Annotated in this window: 15 protein-coding genes; 5 read left to right on the top strand and 10 right to left on the bottom strand. The window is 58.4% G+C overall.

Annotation, left to right across the window (positions count from 1 at the left end):
- Positions 1–43: 43 nt before the first annotated feature.
- Positions 44–817 (bottom strand): Hint domain-containing protein, encoded by a 774-nt coding sequence (locus ACR0E2_RS00075; protein WP_480444588.1) that lies wholly within the window; start codon positions 815–817, stop codon positions 44–46.
- A 281-nt stretch (positions 818–1,098) separates the two neighbouring features.
- Positions 1,099–2,034 (bottom strand): DMT family transporter, encoded by a 936-nt coding sequence (locus tag ACR0E2_RS00070; protein WP_480444586.1) that lies wholly within the window; start codon positions 2,032–2,034, stop codon positions 1,099–1,101.
- A gap of 147 nt (positions 2,035–2,181) precedes the next feature.
- Here ACR0E2_RS00070 and ACR0E2_RS00065 point away from each other — a divergent pair, with 147 nt between their 5' ends.
- Positions 2,182–3,195: a hypothetical protein gene (locus tag ACR0E2_RS00065; RefSeq protein ID WP_480444585.1), complete on the top strand. Its 1,014-nt coding sequence runs from the start codon at positions 2,182–2,184 to the stop codon at positions 3,193–3,195.
- 6 nt (positions 3,196–3,201) lie between these two features.
- Here the strand turns inward: ACR0E2_RS00065 and upp are convergent, their stop codons facing one another.
- The 7 genes from upp to ACR0E2_RS00030 form a co-directional block, all read right to left on the bottom strand.
- Positions 3,202–3,834 (bottom strand): uracil phosphoribosyltransferase, encoded by a 633-nt coding sequence (gene upp / locus ACR0E2_RS00060; protein ID WP_152457415.1) that lies wholly within the window; start codon positions 3,832–3,834, stop codon positions 3,202–3,204.
- Entirely contained in the window at positions 3,831–4,817 is a 987-nt protein-coding gene (locus ACR0E2_RS00055) for an adenosine deaminase (protein ID WP_480444583.1), read from the bottom strand. Before ACR0E2_RS00055 ends, upp begins: the two co-directional genes overlap by 4 nt.
- A complete protein-coding gene (locus ACR0E2_RS00050; protein WP_480444581.1) occupies positions 4,814–6,025 on the bottom strand; it encodes a phosphopentomutase in 1,212 nt (403 codons plus the stop codon). Before ACR0E2_RS00050 ends, ACR0E2_RS00055 begins: the two co-directional genes overlap by 4 nt.
- Entirely contained in the window at positions 6,022–7,329 is a 1,308-nt protein-coding gene (locus ACR0E2_RS00045; RefSeq protein ID WP_480446162.1) for a thymidine phosphorylase, read from the bottom strand. The genes ACR0E2_RS00050 and ACR0E2_RS00045 overlap by 4 nt, the downstream gene beginning before the upstream one ends.
- A 4-nt stretch (positions 7,330–7,333) precedes the next feature.
- Complete coding sequence (locus tag ACR0E2_RS00040; protein WP_480444579.1) at positions 7,334–7,750, bottom strand: cytidine deaminase; 417 nt, start codon at positions 7,748–7,750, stop codon at positions 7,334–7,336.
- A 68-nt stretch (positions 7,751–7,818) separates the two neighbouring features.
- Positions 7,819–8,922 (bottom strand): cupin domain-containing protein, encoded by a 1,104-nt coding sequence (locus tag ACR0E2_RS00035; RefSeq protein WP_480444577.1) that lies wholly within the window; start codon positions 8,920–8,922, stop codon positions 7,819–7,821.
- The gene (locus tag ACR0E2_RS00030; protein WP_480444575.1) at positions 8,885–9,589 is read right to left on the bottom strand and encodes a hypothetical protein; all 705 of its coding nucleotides are present in this window, start codon (positions 9,587–9,589) and stop codon (positions 8,885–8,887) included. The genes ACR0E2_RS00035 and ACR0E2_RS00030 overlap by 38 nt, the downstream gene beginning before the upstream one ends.
- Before the next feature lie 185 nt (positions 9,590–9,774).
- Between ACR0E2_RS00030 and ACR0E2_RS00025 the strand changes: the two genes are divergently transcribed.
- The 4 genes from ACR0E2_RS00025 (at position 9,775) to ACR0E2_RS00010 (ending at position 15,885) form a co-directional block, all read left to right on the top strand.
- Entirely contained in the window at positions 9,775–12,048 is a 2,274-nt protein-coding gene (locus ACR0E2_RS00025) for an NADP-dependent malic enzyme (protein ID WP_480444573.1), read from the top strand.
- A 125-nt stretch (positions 12,049–12,173) separates the two neighbouring features.
- Positions 12,174–12,404, top strand: a complete 231-nt coding sequence (locus tag ACR0E2_RS00020) for a hypothetical protein (RefSeq protein ID WP_152457408.1) — start codon at positions 12,174–12,176, stop codon at positions 12,402–12,404.
- 10 nt (positions 12,405–12,414) lie between these two features.
- Positions 12,415–14,304 carry a propionate-CoA ligase PrpE gene (gene prpE, locus ACR0E2_RS00015; RefSeq protein ID WP_480444571.1) on the top strand — a complete coding sequence of 630 codons (1,890 nt, stop codon included), beginning with the start codon at positions 12,415–12,417 and terminating at the stop codon, positions 14,302–14,304.
- Between the two features lie 90 nt (positions 14,305–14,394).
- Positions 14,395–15,885 carry an amidase family protein gene (locus ACR0E2_RS00010; RefSeq protein WP_480444569.1) on the top strand — a complete coding sequence of 497 codons (1,491 nt, stop codon included), beginning with the start codon at positions 14,395–14,397 and terminating at the stop codon, positions 15,883–15,885.
- A gap of 200 nt (positions 15,886–16,085) precedes the next feature.
- Here ACR0E2_RS00010 and ACR0E2_RS00005 read toward each other — a convergent pair whose 3' ends face one another.
- Entirely contained in the window at positions 16,086–16,847 is a 762-nt protein-coding gene (locus tag ACR0E2_RS00005) for an NAD kinase (RefSeq protein ID WP_253283451.1), read from the bottom strand.
- Positions 16,848–17,129 lie beyond the last annotated feature (282 nt).

Raw genomic sequence — 17,129 nt, 5'->3', positions numbered from 1 at the left:
GCGCGTGAGTTCACGCGCCTGCATCGTTTTTGTCAGTGTTTGGTTAGATCTGCCATTCGGGCCGCAAAAACAGCACCGGTGCGTTTGGACGCCCCGGTCGACCCGGCCGCCTGACCCCAGAGGGCGGACGGATCGGAAATATCGGTTCCTGCGGAATGGGTGCAGGCAGGGCACCCAATGGATTGGCAAGGGCCGACATATCGCCCCTGCTTGCAATCAGGTTGACCAGCTTTGTGCCGGTCTCTTCATCGGCGACATCGTAACCAGCCCCGCTGACCCTGCCGCGCATGTTGAACAGGCCGGAAGGGCAGTAAGCTTGCAGGCCGCCCTCGACAAAAATCACCTGATCTTCGTCGAAAAACAGGGAACGGACCTCAAACGACGATCCCGGTGCCTGCGACATAAACCGACCCACGCCATTCAGCAGTCTTGCGGATACGACGGAACATCCGCTGACATCGGCATCAATCTGCGACAGGCTCAGAGCGATGCCCTGTTCGGGCATCAGCCAAACGGGGCGCCCGTTATACGCGGCGCGTGCCGGTACGAAAACCGGCAAATACTGGGAACGGCGCTCTTCGGCAGGAATGACCACGACGCTGGTCGAGATGCGGCGCACCTCTTTGAACCCGTGATCCAGAGTTCGGACCAGATCGCCGACTGCAATGCGCTCAACCGGTTTCCACCCGCTGGTCGTCGCAACCTTCGTGCCGCTCAAAAAACCACCACGGCGCGCGTTCACCGCGTGGTTCAAACCGGATGGATCAGTTTCCGACGACTGATCAAGATAAACAGAAATACTCGTAACTTCAGACACGTGCCTAACCCCCTTTGGCACAAACTCACTATGCCAAACAGCTAACATCAAAAATCGGGCCTGTCTTATTTCGGACATATTTATGCCCAATTTGGACTGTCTCAGCGCATTCCCAGGGCGATTTGGTGAACACTCACAAGGCAAAAACAGGCTTTTGTGCAATTTCCGAAACGGTCAGCATGCATGGAACTTACGAATCCATCTGCACCTGATCCGTTGAAATGAACCCGCTTGTTGAGGTTGCAGCCGCAAAATCCGTTGGCAGTGCGCTGTTGTACGTGTCAGGCAAGTTCCTGCTGGGTGGATGACCGCCTGGCCCGCCAGCCCAGCAAAACCCCTGCCGCCGCGATCAGGACAATCCCGGACACTTGCATCAAATCGAGGGTCTGACCCAGTGCGACGAATGCAAAGAGCGGCCCGAAGATCATCACCGAATACTCGAACACGGCCACGTAAGAGGTTTCGCCTACCTGATAGGCTTTGATGAGCATGAAGACCGCAATGGTCGACCCGACGGCCTGAACAACAATCCATGGCAGCGCGGGCCCCACTTCCCAGGCCCAACCCCGTGTAACAAAGCCATCCGGCCCGTCCAGCGTGGCAACGGGCGCAACCGTGAACAAGGTGGCGCCCACGGCCCCTGACAGCCCAAGGGTAATAACCATGGCTGCCAGCATCGCAACCGTGCTTTCACGCGCGCAATATGTCCGCGTCATGATCGAACTCAAGGCATAGAAAAAACCTGCGGCAATTGGAAAAACCGAACGCATGTCAAATTCGACTGGGTTGGGTTGCAAAACCAGAAGCGTGCCCGAAAAACCGACCAGCACAGCCAGAATGCGCCACGGCCCAATCTTTTGCCCAAGCGCAAATGACGAAATCAGCAGCACGAAAATCGGCGAGGTGAATAACCCTGCCAGTGCTTGCGCAATCGGCATCATCGACAGCGACGCAAAATAGAAAAACATGGCCGTCGTAATCAGAAGACTGCGTAAGATGACCGCCCTCCACCGTTGCGGCCTCAGCCCGCCCAGCCCCAAAAGGGACAGCCCGACAATCAGCGGCAGCATCAGCAATGCCCGCATGAAATGGAATTGCCACAGCCCGACCGTCTCGGCCAGCAGGATCACAACATTGTCGATCACGCCGATAATAGCCATTGCTGCGACCATAAGGGCTGAAGCCAGCACCGGAGAGGTGGTCGTGTCTGCCTGCATGTTCGCGCCCTTGTTGCGATCAAAGATCGGCGATCTTTTTCCTGACGGGTATCCAGCACAAATCGGAATACCTGCGCAACAGGTTTGCGCACGGCGTTTTCACCATGCTAAGCTGCGGCAAAACAATTTCGAGCAGACCCCAACCAGATGACGGCCCTGAAACAGTACCAGCGGATCGAAGCCACCGGTCTGTGGCGCCCTTCGCCCGATGAACAGCGGCGCGAAGTCGTGGTATCGATTGGCGAGGCGACCCTAACCATTTCCGATTTCAATGACAGGGCTTTGACGCATTGGTCTTTGGCGGCGCTTGAACGGCAGAACCCCGGTGCCTTTCCGGCTGTTTTTTGCCCCGACGGTGATCCGGATGAGACACTGGAACTGGGAGAATCCGAAACCACGATGCTTGAAGCGATCGATCGGCTGCAACGTGCCATCGAACGTTCGCGCCCCCATCCCGGCCGTTTGCGCTGGATGAGCGTCGGAGGCGTCGTGGCTGCGGTTCTGGCCGTATTGTTGTTTTGGCTGCCCGGTGCGTTGCAAAACCATGTTGTCTCGGTCGTACCCGAAATCAAACGACAGGAAATCGGAGACACGATCCTGCGTCGGATCGAGCGCGTCTCGGGACCGGCCTGTTCTTCCGTGGATGCGCAGGCTTCACTGGATCGCTTGGCCAGTCGTACGGGCGTACGGCAGATCGTTATTCTGCCCGCCGGCGTTCAGGACAGCCTCAGCTTGCCGGGTGGCACCGTTCTGTTGAACCGGGCGCTGGTTGAAGACCATGAAGACCCTGCCGTCGCAGCAGGCTATGTTGTTGCAGAGCGCGCGCGGACGGCGCTCAACGACCCGCTGGATGATCTGCTGGACAGAACCGGGGCGGCCTCGGCCTTTCGGCTGTTGACGACCGGGGAACTGACACCTGAGATCATCGACACCTATACCGAACAGGTCCTCTCGCAGCCCCGACCTTCCCTTCCGGACGAAGACTTGCTGGCGATGTTCTCGCAAAGCGCCCTGCCTTCCACCCCTTACGCCTATGCTCAGGACATTACCGGAGAGTCAGTATTGGGCCTGATCGAGGCCGATCCCATGGCCGGCCGGACACTGGAACAGGTGTTGCCGGACCGTGATTGGGTCCGGCTGCAAAACATATGCGGTGAATAAGCCGGTTTACTTGGTTCCAAACATCCGGTCGCCCGCGTCGCCCAGACCCGGCATGATATAGCCTTTCGAGTTCAGCTCGCGGTCCAGTGCGGCGGTGACGATGTGCACATCCGGGTGCGCCTCTTTCATACGCGCCACACCTTCCGGCGCGGCCAACAGGCACAGAAAGCGGATATCCGTCGCCCCCGCCTCTTTCAGAAGGTCAATCGCCGCGGCCGAGCTGTTGCCGGTGGCCAGCATCGGATCAACCGCGATAACCAAACGGTCTTTCAGGCTCTCGGGTGCCTTGAAGTAATACTGCACGGGCTTAAGCGTTTCTTCGTCGCGATACAGACCGACAAAGCCGACACGCGCAGAAGGAACAAGCTCCAGCACCCCGTCCAGCATCCCGTTTCCAGCACGCAGGATCGACACCAACGCCATTTTCTTGCCCGCCAGAATGGGTGCATCCATTTCTTCCATCGGTGTTTCGATATGGCGCGTGGTCAACGGAATTTCGCGCGTGACCTCATAGGCCAGCAGCAGCGTTATTTCGCGCAGCAACTGCCGGAACACGGCGGTCGAGGTGCCCTTGTCCCGCATGAGCGTCAGTTTGTGTTGCACCAGAGGGTGATCGACGATGGTCAGATGTTCGCTCATGTTTTCTCCAGTCTTTTCTTGACCCGTGCACGGGTAGCGTCATCGCAAAAGGCCGCTTCCAGGGCGGTTTCGTTCAGGGCCGCAAAATCTTCGGCCTCCCAGCCGAAAGCTGCGTTCAGCATTTCATATTCCCGCCGCATGGTCGTGTGAAAAAATGGCGGGTCATCCGTTGAGACGGTGACCTTCACGCCCGCATCACGCAAGACCGCGATTGGATGTGTCGCAAAATCCGGGAAAAGCCCCAGAACCACATTCGATCCCGGACAGACCTCCAGAGTGATGTCCCGGTCGACCAGTTCGCGAACAAGGTCCGGATCCTCGATGGCGCGAACACCGTGCCCGATGCGCTCGACCCCCAGATCACGGACGGCATCGCGCACGCTTTGAGGGCCTCCGAACTCGCCGGCATGTGTCGTCAGCCGCAGGCCGGCCTCGCGCGCGCAATCGAACGCCCATTTGAAATCGCCCTGAGTGCCAACGGATTCATTGCCACCCATGCCAAAACCGGTGATCCAGTCGCCCGCAGTCTCTGCCGCGCAATAGGCGCTGCGCTTGGCTTGATCGGGGCCGAAATGGCGCACACAGGTAATGACGCCGCGCAGGGTGATGTCAAAATTGCGCTCGGCCTCGTCCGCCGCGTCCTGAATGGCGTTCAGATAGTCCCGCCAGGCGTGCAGGTCGCCGCCGCCACAAAAATCGGGGCTCAGAAAAGTCTCAGAATAGACGACACCGTTTTCGGCGCTTTCTTCGAGAATGGCCAATGTCAGCCGCCGAAAGTCTTCGGGCGTCTTCAGGACTTCGCAAGCAGCTTCATACACATTCAGGAAATGCGCGAAATCGCGGAAATCATAGGATCCGTCCGGCTTGAAGATACCGCTCAGATCCACCCGTTTTTCATGCGCAAGCTGACGTATGAATGCCGGGGGGGCGGCGCCTTCGTGATGCAGGTGCAGTTCTATTTTCGGCAGATCGGCGACGCTCATAGAAAGTTCCTTCCCGGCCCTTGCGCCGGAATGTTCAGGTGATGGGCGATGCTGGCGGCAATATCGGCAAAGTCTACCTGGCCGATCTGCCCCGTGCCCGACCCGGAAATCAGAACCGGCACTTGTTCACGTGTGTGATCTGTCCCGGTCCAGCTGGGATCATTGCCATGATCGGCGGTCAACACCAACAGGTCGCCGGGGCGCAGCCTGGCCAGAATCTTGCCGATCTCGTGATCGAACCATTCCAATGCTCGGGCATAGCCGCTGATATCGCGACGGTGGCCGTAAAGGCTGTCGAATTCAACAAAGTTGGCAAAAGTCAGGCTGCCCTCTTCGGCGTCATCCACCAGATCTGAAAGGTGCCGCATGAGTTCAGCGTCCGACCCTTTGCGCAGCGTGTCGATACCCTGCATGGAAAAGATGTCGCCGATCTTGCCCACCGCGTGCACCGTCCGCCCGGCATCCTGCACCCAATTGGTCAGAACCGGTGCCGGCGGCAGAATGGCGAAATCCTTGCGGTTGGTTGTTCGTTCGAATCCCGCCTCTGGCGAGCCGACAAAGGGGCGCGCGATGACACGGCCCACTTTCATTTCGTGCAAGCGCGGTGCAAGGGCGCGGCACATGTCCAGCAAACGGTCCAGCCCGAAACTCTCTTCATGGGCTGCGATCTGAAACACACTGTCGACTGAGGTGTAGCAGATCGGCCAGCCGGTTCGCATATGCTCGGCACCCAGTTCAGCGATGATCGCCGTGCCCGAGGCGTGGCAATCGCCAAGGATGCCTTCGGTTCCGGCGGCCTGGGCCGCTGCGCGGCTCAGGTCAGCAGGAAAAGCCGGAACCGTATCCGGGAAATAGTGCCAATCCCACGGCACCGGCAGACCTGCCAGTTCCCAGTGGCCCGAGGGCGTGTCTTTGCCGGGCGAATGCTCGCGCGCGCAGCCCCACAGCCCATTGGGTTTCGCGTTCAATCCGGGGGTTGCGTCCCCAGACGCCAGCCGCGCAGCCGCACCCAAACCCAGCGCGTCGAGGTTCGGCAGGTTCAAGGGGCCCGAGCGCCCGTCTTCGGCCCGCCCTTCGGCACAGGCCTGCGCGATATGGGCCAGCGTATTTGCCCCGCTATCCGGGACGTCGCCATTGAAAAAGCGATCGGCATCAGGCGCACCGCCTATTCCAACGGAATCCATGACGACGAGAAATGCACGGCTCATACGCTGATCCTTTCGTGGATCAGATCCGGAAGCGCCGGGGCCGTATCGCTGATCTCAATCGCGCTCAGCACGGTTTCTGCGGCTCGGCGCGCGGCATCTTCCCGAGCAGCATGGATCACTGCAATCGGCGCTCCCTTTGACACGCGGTCCCCAAGCCGAAGAATACTGGATATCCCGACGGAGGGGTCGATCTCATCACTTTCGACCTGACGGCCACCGCCCAGCGCAACCACGGCAAGACCCAGAGCTTCTCCGTCAACGGCCGAGATGAAGCCGTCCCGCGGGGCCGGAACCTCTTGGATGACATTCGCCTCAGGCAGGAACCGGGCCCAGGTATCGACAAACTGAACCGGGCCACCGACCGCTGCCATCATGCGCCCGAACCGTTCGGCAGCGCGGCCGTCACGGATGATTTCAAAGATCTTCTCACGCCCTTCCTCGACCGTTCCGCACATTCCTGCATCGGTCAGCAGGACCCCCCCCAGCTCGGCGGAAATGTCTGCCAAAGGGGACGCATTCGACATGGTCAGCACCTTCATCACTTCCGCGACTTCCAAGGCATTGCCCAACGCCGGGGCCAATGGTTGGTTCATATCCGTGATCACCGCCGACGTGCGGCATCCTGCTGCGTTTGCGGTCTGGGTCAATGCGGTGGCCAATTTGCGGGCATCTTCCATCGTTTTCATGAAAGCACCGCTGCCGGTTTTGACATCCAGAACCAGTGCATCCGGGCTGGCGGCCAGTTTCTTGGACAGGATCGACGCTGTGATCAGATCCAGGCTCTCGACCGTCGCGGTCACATCCCGCACTGCATAAAGGCGCTTGTCTGCCGGCGCGATCTGGCCCGTCGCCCCGACGATGGCCGCGCCGGTATCGCGTAAAATCTGCGCAAGACGGTCCTGCCCGATCTGAGTGCTGACCCCCGGTATCGCCTCAAGCTTGTCCAGCGTTCCGCCGGTATGCCCAAGACCCCGGCCCGAGATCATTGGGACATACGCCCCACATTCCGCCAACGCCGGAGCAAGAACCAGGCTGACGCTGTCCCCGACCCCTCCGGTCGAGTGCTTGTCGATCACCGGCCCATCCACGTCCCAGGTCAGAACGTCACCGCTGTCGCGCATCGCAATCGTCAGATCCGCACGCCCCCGAGGGCCCAATCCGCCCATGCAGACAGCCATGGCGAATGCCCCGGCCTGCGCGTCGCTGACGCTTCCATCCGCAAGCCCCTGCGCAAACCAGATCAGCTCCTCGCGCCCGGGCACTTCCTGCCTGCGCAGTTTTGCTATGATCGAGCGGGCATCCATGCGTTCAGACATCCTCCATATGTGACGCGTCGAATGCGCCCGGCAACAAATCCCCGATGGTTGTCTCGAATTCAGCGCCGTCCACGGTTGCAAGGGTAACCTTCACATCGCGCTTGCCAAACTCGGCCAGTTTCTGGCGACACCCACCGCAAGGCGGCACAGGCTGAGGGCTGGAGGCGACCACATAGACCTCGATCAGTTCCTGCTCTCCTGCGGCGACCATCGCGGCGATTGCGCCGGCCTCGGCACAAGTGCCTTCGGGATAGGCCACGTTTTCAACGTTGCACCCGGAAAAGATCTGACCCGTCGAAGCCCGAAGCGCTGCGCCAACCTTGAAATTCGAATAAGGCGCATAGGCGTTTTCGCGGACTGACAAGGCAGCGTCTTTGAGCGACATGGCGATTCCCCGTTTTTTGATCATCTGGTCAGAAATTTGGATCGTTACGTAAAAAGGCCGAGGAATTGAAGCCCCCAGCCAAGGTTTTTCAGTCAGCCCAGTGTTGTCATGAACGTACCGGGCAAGGTGACTTCCAGCAACTCGATGTTGTCCGAGGGCGAGGACAAACGCGTGCGCATCCCGGGCGGGATGACAAAGGCGTCTCCTTGCTCCAGCCGGCAGGGCTCGCGCCCCTCGCCTTCCAGTGTAACCGCCCCGTTCATCACGAAGGTAAAGTGAATGTCCGTATCGTGACTGGCCCATTCGGTATCGCCCTGCCCTTTGCGGACGACCTGGACGCCTGCGACCCCTTTGGTGTTCTCGGCAATTGTCGTATCGCGGCAGATGTAACCCGGAAGACGGAATGGCACCCATTCAGCGCCCTTGGCCTGGTTGAAGACAAAGCGTTGCCCCTGCCATTCACGGTCCGGGCGAAAATGCGGCGTGGGAAGCTGCATGTCATGGTCGATTTCCGTGACATGTTCCGCTGGCACACCTATCTCGATAACCTGAACATTGTCTGACGCCTCGAGCACGCGGTGACGAATTTCCGGCGGCTGGATAAAGCAATCCCCTGCGGTCAGGCGCATTTTTTCTCCCTGATCCTCGTAGACGACATCCACCCAGCCATGAATGCAGAATATCAGCTGGAACCCGACTTTGTGAAAATGCACCATATCGGGCACCGGACCCCCGTCCGGGATGCGGATATGGCTGGCGATGATCGATCCGCCCAGACGATCCGGCACCAGATCGCGATAGTGCATCCCCGCCCGACCGATGATCCAGGGCGCCTGATCCTTGAGCCTGCGCACCACGAAGGAATGAACTGTTTCAGGCATCACCAGCGGCGGGTTACGCTCTTCGATTTCGATCCGGGTCCCATTCGGCGCGACAAGAACGCGTTGGCCATCTGCAAAGCTTTCCGGGTCATCTGTCAGGATGCGCAATGTTCCCGGACCTTCGGGCGCGTCTTTTTCAATCCGCAGCCGCAGACCGTGCCCTGAAAACACTGCGACGCGCGGATCGTCCGCGGGATAGATCATGTCCATCTGCATCCCCAACACCTTGGTATAAAAGGGGATGTCGTTTCGAATTTCCTGGGTAGGCAAACGAAATTCAGCTTGGGTCCGGGAAGGCTCGGATGTCTTTGTCATGAGATGTCTCGTCAGAATTCGATTTTGACCATCCGATCAGAACAGAGGCCAAAATGCCAATCGAAAAGAACATCTCGAGCGTTTCTTCCATCACGAAAAGCCGCGTCTTCATAACTGACGACAAAGCTTGGCCGTGCAGCCCGGTGAATTCTTCAAGTAGCTGAGCGATGACGGCAAGACAGCCGGCAGCAATGAACACGATTATAAAGGGCGCGCGCCGCTTGACAGCACTCCATCCCGTCGGGATCCCATGCCAGATGACACCGCCCAGAACAACGCAGGCCAGCAAGACCCTGACCAGAGTGACGTCCAGCACCGAATCCAGACCGTCAAGGATCATGAACGGCAAGCTGCCTTCAGGATAAACGCCTGCTTCCAGCTCTCGCTCGGCCAACAACAGGAATGTCAGCCCGATATACAGCCGGGTGACACCCGGATATCGCCACAAAGCGGCCATACCTGCTGCAAACAAACACGCCGCGGAAATTGTTTCAAACAACCCGCCTTCCTGATTGAAAACCAGTGCCTGTTCTGGCCAGATGCCAACAGCACCAAGAAGCACAACACTTGACAGCACCGCAAACCAAAGGGTGAGCCGCACAACTCCGGTATCCGCCACAGAACCGGAGAACAGGCCATCGACCTGATCATTTGCCTTGAAAGTCATTACTGCTTCGTCTTGCCTGAGTGTTTGTTCGTTTTGCAAAGTTGCCTAGATGTAAAAAAAAAATGTCAAAATTCAACCCATTTCGGGTGTGCAACTGCGCCACGTCGGCAAAACTACGCAACGTAGCCAAGCTTGGACGAATAGTTTAATGTTAAATCAAATTCTAAGAGGGAACTGAAACTTCAATGTCTGACACCCCCAGCCTGCGACAGGCCGCGCTTGACTATCACGCCCATCCGAAACCCGGAAAACTTGAGATCAAGGCCACGAAACCGATGGCCAACGGTCGCGATCTGGCGCGCGCCTATTCGCCCGGCGTGGCCGAGGCCAGCCTTGAAATCAAAGCCGACGCCGCAAACGCGGAAAAGTACACGGCGCGCGGCAACCTTGTCGCCGTGGTATCCAACGGCACCGCGGTTCTTGGTCTGGGCAATATCGGAGCGCTAGCCTCGAAACCGGTGATGGAGGGCAAAGCCGTCCTGTTCAAGAAATTCGCTGGTATTGACTGTTTTGATATCGAAGTAGACCAGCCTGATCCGGAAAAGCTGGCGGAAATCGTCTGCGCGCTGGAACCGACATTCGGGGCCATCAACCTGGAAGACATCAAGGCACCGGATTGTTTCATTGTCGAAAAGCTGTGCCGCGAGCGCATGAACATTCCCGTTTTTCACGACGATCAGCACGGAACCGCAATTGTCGTCGGGGCTGCGGCCAAGAACGCTTTGCATGTGGCGGGGAAATCCTTTGCGGACATCAAAGTCGTATCAACCGGCGGCGGGGCTGCTGGGATTGCCTGCCTGAACATGCTGGTGAAACTGGGTGTGAAACAGGAAAACATCTGGCTGTGCGATATTCACGGGCTCGTCTACGAGGGGCGCGCCGAGGATATGAACCCGCACAAGTCGCAGTTTGCGCAGAAAACGGAATTGCGGACTCTGGATGATGTAATCGGCGATGCGGATCTGTTTCTGGGCCTTAGTGGCCCGAATGTCCTGAAGCCTGAAATGGTTCAGAAAATGGCCGATCGTCCGATCATCTTCGCACTGGCCAACCCAACGCCAGAAATTCTGCCTCAGGCCGCGCGTGAGGTTGCACCGGACGCGATCATCGCCACGGGGCGCAGCGATTTTCCCAATCAGGTCAACAACGTATTGTGCTTTCCGTTTATCTTCCGGGGTGCTCTGGATGTGGGCGCGACCGAGATCAATGACGCAATGCAGATCGCCTGCGTTGACGGCATTGCGGAAATGGCCCGCGCGACGACAAGCGCCGAGGCCGCAGCCGCCTACAAGGGCGAGCAACTGACCTTTGGGCCGGATTACCTGATTCCGAAACCTTTTGATCCGCGTTTGGTGGGTGTCGTCTCATCTTCCGTTGCCAAGGCAGCCATGGAAAGCGGCGTCGCTAAGCGCCCCATTAAAGATCTTGAGGCCTATAAGGAAAAACTCAACCAGTCTGTTTTCAAGTCGGCGCTTTTGATGCGCCCCGTATTCGAGGCCGCGGCCGTCGCATCCCGTCGCATCGTATTTGCCGAAGGCGAAGATGAAAGGGTGCTGCGGGCTGCACAAGCCATTCTTGAGGAAACGACGGAAACGCCGATCCTGATCGGACGTCCCGAAGTCATCGAATCCCGATGCGAAAAACTGGGCCTGACCATACGCCCGGGCACAGACTGCCAGATCGTGAACCCGGAAAACGATCCGCGTTACTACGATTACTGGAGCTCATATCATCAGATCATGCAGCGCCGAGGTGTGACCCCGGATCTGGCCAAGGCGATCATGCGCACAAATACAACCGCCATCGGCGCAATCATGGTGCATCGGGGCGAGGCTGACAGTCTGATCTGCGGCACGTTCGGCGAATATCGCTGGCATCTGAACTATGTTGAACAGGTGCTTGACGATGGCAACCTGCGTCCGCACGGCGCGTTGTCGCTGATGATTTTGGAAGACGGCCCCCTGTTCATAGCCGATACGCATGTCCGGCAATTGCCGACGCCCGAAGAACTGGCGGAATCCACCATTGGCGCCGCGCGGCATGTTCGCCGATTTGGGATCGAACCCAAGATCGCATTCTGTTCGCAATCACAATTCGGCAATCAGGCGGAAGGATCGGGAAAACGCCTGCGCGCTGCATTGGACATCCTGGACCAGAAACCGCGCGACTTTGTCTATGAAGGCGAAATGAACCTGGATGCGGCCCTTGATGCGGATCTTCGGGCGCGGATTTTTCCGGGATCTCGCCTACAGGGCGCGGCAAATGTGCTGATCTTTGCTCATGCGGATGCGGCCAGCGGCGTACGCAATATCCTGAAAATGAAAGCGGACGGGATCGAAGTTGGCCCCATTCTGATGGGGATGGGCAACAAGGCGCACATCGTCACCCCGTCCATTACCGCACGCGGATTGCTGAACATGGCTGCCATCGCGGGGACCCCGGTGGCGCATTACGGGTAAGCCGGCCGCCCGACGCCCAAAACCGCATCCCCCACGGGGGTGCGGTTAACACAATTCTCACCTTTTGACTGCTATATGCCGTTGCATCTCCGTGGGAGCCATGGGGCACGCGGAAGAAGGACGAATTGGCATTGCGCCGAGTCGCCTCGGACGTGATCTTTTGCACGGTTGAATTTGCAAGTTTGCAAAATGGCCTCTTCGGCGCAGAAAATCCAATGCTGGAAAAGAAGTTTGCAAAAATTTGCAAGCTGTTGCGCGAATTACTGCAAATATTTTGCGATAAACTGACGCGTCGTCATTTGACTCGCTTGCCGGATAGTTTTCTGGGTCCTAACACAAAGACCAAGTCGTTGTGAGGAGGACGAGATGGCGTATCAGGACGTTTATGACAGTTGGAAGAAAGACCCCGAGGCGTTCTGGATGAGCGCCGCCAAGGGGATCGATTGGGTCAAAGAACCCAGCAAAGCCCTTTTCGACGACAACGCGCCTTTGTATGAATGGTTCAGCAACGCACGGGTCAATACATGCTGGAACGCCGTGGACCGCCACGTGGAAAACGGGCGCGGCGAGCAGACCGCCATCATCTATGACAGCCCGATCACCCATACCAAGCGCGAGATTTCATATGTCGAGCTGCGCAACCGCGTGGCCAATCTGGCCGGTGCGCTGCGGGCGAAAGGCATCGAGAAAGGTGACCGCGTCATCATCTACATGCCGATGATCCCCGAGGCGCTTGAGGCGATGCTGGCCTGCGCTCGTCTCGGTGCTGTGCATTCCGTTGTGTTCGGCGGATTTGCCAGCAACGAACTGGCGGTCCGTATCGACGACGCCAAACCCAAAGCCGTCATTGCGGCGTCCTGCGGTTTGGAACCTGGCCGGGTCGTGCACTACAAGCCGCTTCTGGACGGCGCCATCGAACTTGCCGAGCACAAGCCGGATTTCTGCGTCATCTTTCAGCGCGAACAGGAAGTTGCTCAGTTGATCGAAGGGCGCGACTACAACTGGCACGGGTTCCAGTACGGTGTCGAACCGGCGGAATGTGTTCCCGTCGACGGCAACGATCCGGCGTACATCCTGTACACTTCGGGCACCACGGGGGCGCCCAAGGGCGTCGTGCGCCCCACTGCCGGGCATCTGGTGGCACTGAACTGGACCATGAAGAACATCTATGACGTTGATCCCGGTGATGTATTCTGGGCGGCATCTGATGTGGGTTGGGTCGTTGGACATTCCTATATCTGCTATGCCCCCCTGATCCACGGCAACACGACGATTGTGTTCGAAGGCAAACCAGTCGGCACCCCTGATGCGGGAACCTTCTGGCGCGTGATCTCTGAACATAAGGTGAAAAGCTTCTTCACCGCCCCTACGGCGATCCGTGCCGTGAAACGAGAAGACCCCAAAGGCGAATTGATCGCCAAGTATGATCTGTCTCATCTGCGGGCACTGTATCTTGCGGGGGAACGGGCTGACCCCGACACCATCATCTGGGCGCAGGATGCGCTGAAGGTTCCGGTGATCGACCATTGGTGGCAGACAGAAACCGGATGGGCCATCGCCGGAAATCCGCTGGGCATCGAAGAGCTTCCGATCAAGCTGGGTTCGCCCGCGAAACCGATGCCCGGCTATGACGTGCAAATTCTCGACGAAGGCGGCCACCCGATGAAAGCCGGCGAACTGGGGGCCATCGCGGTCAAACTGCCATTGCCTCCGGGCACCCTGCCGACCTTGTGGAACGCCGAGGAACGGTTCAGGAAATCCTATCTTGAACATTTCCCCGGGTATTATGAAACCGGCGATGCCGGCATGATCGACGAGGACGGATATCTTTACATCATGGCCCGCACCGATGATGTCATCAACGTCGCGGGCCACCGTCTGTCGACCGGGGGGATGGAAGAAGTGCTTGCCGCTCACCCGGATGTGGCCGAATGCGCGGTGATCGGTGTATCGGATCAGCTAAAGGGTCAGATGCCCGTTGGGTTCCTGTGCCTGAATGCTGGCGCTGATCGGGATCATTGCGACGTGGTTCAGGAGGTCGTCAAGATGGTGCGGGAAAAGATCGGCCCGGTGGCGGCCTTCAAACTGGCCGTCGTCGTCGATAGGTTGCCCAAGACACGTTCGGGTAAAATCCTGCGGGGTACGATGGTGTCGATTGCAGACGGTCAGGATTACAAAATGCCTGCAACGATCGATGATCCAGCCATTCTTGACGAGATCAAAGAGGCCTTGCAGACAATCGGTTACGCCAAGTAACCCGGGGGGCGGCATTAGCCGCCCATTTTTTTGTCTTCTCTTGCAACCCGAAGCAGCGCCTCTACTGTCACGTTAAGACAGTGAGGACCCATGACACAGACCGATATCTGGCGTCTCAGCGCCACAGACCTGACCACCCTGACCAGACGCGGCGACCTGAGTGCGACCGAGGCGGTTCGGGCCTCGATCGAGCGAATGGATGAGGTCAACCCGCATTTGAATGCGGTGGTGGAAGACCTGCGCGAGCAAGCGTTGGAACGTGCCGAAGCGCTGGACAATGCGCGGGCCGGTGGCAAACCCACGGGTCCGCTGCATGGTGTGCCGGTCACGATCAAGGTGAACGTTGATCAAAAAGGCCATGCCACAACCAACGGTGTCGTCGCATTGAAAGATGTGATTGCACCGGATGACGCCCCGGTTGTGAGCAATCTGCTAAAGGCCGGGGCTGTTGTTGTCGGGCGGACCAACACGCCCGAGTTCTCTTTCCGCGCCGACACGGACAATCCGCTGTATGGCCGCACGCACAACCCCTGGGGTCGGCATATCTCGCCCGGCGGCTCTTCCGGTGGGGCTGGCGCTGCGGTCATGGCCGGAATCGGCGCGCTGGCCCACGGCAACGATATCGGCGGCAGCCTTCGCTTTCCCGCAGCGGCCAACGGAGCCGTGACGGTGAAACCCGGGCTGGGGCGTGTCCCAGCATGGAACCCAAGCCAGAAAGTCGAACGCGGTTTGCTGGCGCAGTCGATGTCAGTTCAGGGCCTGATAACCCGGTCGGCTGCTGACCTGCATCTGTCCATGCCCAGCCTGATCGCCGCCGACGCGCGTGACCCGTTTCACGTGCCGATGCCCTGGCGTGGTCCTGATCCCGACGCGCCCGTCAAGGTGGCCTTCACCAAGAACACATTCGGCTATGCCCTGCACCCCGAGGTGGAAAAAGCGCTCGACACGGCGCGGGACGCACTGACCGATGCGGGTTATGTGGTGCAAGAGATTGACCCGCCTGATGTATTTGAATGCGGTCGGATCGGTTACCGTACGCTGATGGGCGAGGTGCTCACGCTCATGCAGTCAGATATCGAAGCGGCCGGTTCGAAAACCATTCAGAATATCTTTGCGGTCTATTTCCAGGAATTCCCGCCTATTGTCGAAACCGAGATGGTTCAGATGCTGGCCAAACGAAGCCACTATGCGCGGGAATGGTCCCTGTTTTTGCAGGATTACCCTTTGGTGCTGTCGCCTTTCCTGCCACAACCGTTCTTCAAACCTGACCGGGACACCGAAGGCGCCGACGGAGTGCATGAGGTTCTGGGGTGCGCCGTATATTCCTATGCGATGAACTTTCTGGGCCTGCCTGCGGCATGTGTCCCGGCCCGGCTGGCTGAATTGCCTAAGGGTCCCCAGCCGATCAATGTTCAGATTGCGGCACAGCGCTGGCGCGAAGATCTGGCGGTGGATGCGGCCGCGGCAATCGAGGCACGCGTGGGGCAAATGTGCCTGCCGCTTTGGGAAAAGCCAGAGTTGCAGGGTGGCAGCAAAAATAGACCCCGGGACATTGTACCCGGGGCCCGACTGCTAAAATAAGCCCGGATTTCTGATGACGAGCGTAGCACCACCCACCCTCGCCAGCGCAAAATCTGCGCAATCATTCGAATACGCCGTTCAGGTGGCCACTCACTCCCACCTTGGCGTGTTCTCCGGGCAATTTCACAATAGCCAATTGCTAAAAGACTCCCTGTGAACTGCTTCACACAGTTTCAAAAAATCCTCGCAGAGGCACAGTTTTATGTGAATTGCTCGGAAATCAGTCGTTCTTCCAAACCGTGCCCGGGGTCGAAAAGAATGCGATGTGAAATCGTAGGCTCGGACCGGATTTCGACCCAGTCAATGTCTGGGAAAGCTACGGAATCAGCAGCAACGATAACGGGTCGCTTGTCCGCATCCAGCACATCGAACCGTACCTTCGCGATTTTTGGCAGCAAGGCACCACGCCATCGGCGGGGGCGGAATGCGGCGATCGGCGTCAACGCGAGAACGTCCGAGCCAATCGGCAGAATAGGCCCGTGTGCCGAGTAGTTATACGCCGTGGACCCCGCCGCTGTGGACAGCAGCGCTCCATCGCATACAAGTTCATCCATTCGCTCGCGGCCATCAACGCTGATCTTCAGCCGCGCGGCCTGAGGGCCTGCCCGCAACAATGACACTTCGTTGATCGCCAACGCCTCGTGCAGCTTTCCGGACTGATCCATCGCCCGCATCGCCAGCGGATTGATGACCTCTTCCTCGGCATCCTCCAGGCGGGCCATCAGGTCGTCTTCGTGATACGCGTTCATCAGAAACCCGATTGTGCCACGGTTCATCCCGTATACCGGTGTATCAAGATGCTGCATGTTGTGCAGGGTATGCAACATGAAGCCATCACCCCCAAGAGCAACCACAACATCTGCATCGCGGGGCGCCACATTACCGTGTTTGGACACCAGAGCATCCCGGGCCGTTTGCGCCACTTTGACCTCACTGGCAAGAAAGGCGATTCTTTTTTTCATGTTTTCCGGTTTCCGGTGCTGCACATTTGGTTCCGAAACAAACATACCTTTCCCCGATAGGCCAGTCTTGACGCCGCAGCGGGCCAAATCGTCGCTTTAAGCCTTTTGCGAATGTGGCGTTTCCGATAGGAAATCCGCAAGATTTTTACCCAGCCATGTGGAGCGCCCATGAACGCCAATCTTCGTGATACCGGATTTTTCACCCAGTCCCTTTCTGATCGTGATCCCGAGCTTTTTGGCTCGATCACGTCGGAACTGGGTCGTCAGCGCGACGAGATCGAG

Source organism: Ruegeria sp. A4, assembly GCF_056543025.1.
The sequence above is the reverse complement of the archived record's forward strand: the minus strand, read 5'-3'. Positions and strand labels throughout refer to the sequence as shown.

Excerpts from the sequence above, each read along its gene's own strand:
- ACR0E2_RS00025 (WP_480444573.1), top strand. The coding sequence starts at position 9,775 with ATGTCTGACACCCCCAGCCTGCGACAGGCCGCGCTTGACTATCACGCC.
- ACR0E2_RS00010 (WP_480444569.1), top strand. The coding sequence starts at position 14,395 with ATGACACAGACCGATATCTGGCGTCTCAGCGCCACAGACCTGACCACC.
- ACR0E2_RS00035 (WP_480444577.1), bottom strand. The coding sequence starts at position 8,922 with ATGACAAAGACATCCGAGCCTTCCCGGACCCAAGCTGAATTTCGTTTG.
- ACR0E2_RS00065 (WP_480444585.1), top strand. The coding sequence starts at position 2,182 with ATGACGGCCCTGAAACAGTACCAGCGGATCGAAGCCACCGGTCTGTGG.
- ACR0E2_RS00040 (WP_480444579.1), bottom strand. The coding sequence starts at position 7,750 with ATGATCAAAAAACGGGGAATCGCCATGTCGCTCAAAGACGCTGCCTTG.
- ACR0E2_RS00070 (WP_480444586.1), bottom strand. The coding sequence starts at position 2,034 with ATGCAGGCAGACACGACCACCTCTCCGGTGCTGGCTTCAGCCCTTATG.
- ACR0E2_RS00005 (WP_253283451.1), bottom strand. The coding sequence starts at position 16,847 with ATGAAAAAAAGAATCGCCTTTCTTGCCAGTGAGGTCAAAGTGGCGCAA.
- upp (WP_152457415.1), bottom strand. The coding sequence starts at position 3,834 with ATGAGCGAACATCTGACCATCGTCGATCACCCTCTGGTGCAACACAAA.
- ACR0E2_RS00055 (WP_480444583.1), bottom strand. The coding sequence starts at position 4,817 with ATGAGCGTCGCCGATCTGCCGAAAATAGAACTGCACCTGCATCACGAA.
- ACR0E2_RS00045 (WP_480446162.1), bottom strand. The coding sequence starts at position 7,329 with ATGGATGCCCGCTCGATCATAGCAAAACTGCGCAGGCAGGAAGTGCCC.
- ACR0E2_RS00030 (WP_480444575.1), bottom strand. The coding sequence starts at position 9,589 with ATGACTTTCAAGGCAAATGATCAGGTCGATGGCCTGTTCTCCGGTTCT.
- prpE (WP_480444571.1), top strand. The coding sequence starts at position 12,415 with ATGGCGTATCAGGACGTTTATGACAGTTGGAAGAAAGACCCCGAGGCG.
- ACR0E2_RS00050 (WP_480444581.1), bottom strand. The coding sequence starts at position 6,025 with ATGAGCCGTGCATTTCTCGTCGTCATGGATTCCGTTGGAATAGGCGGT.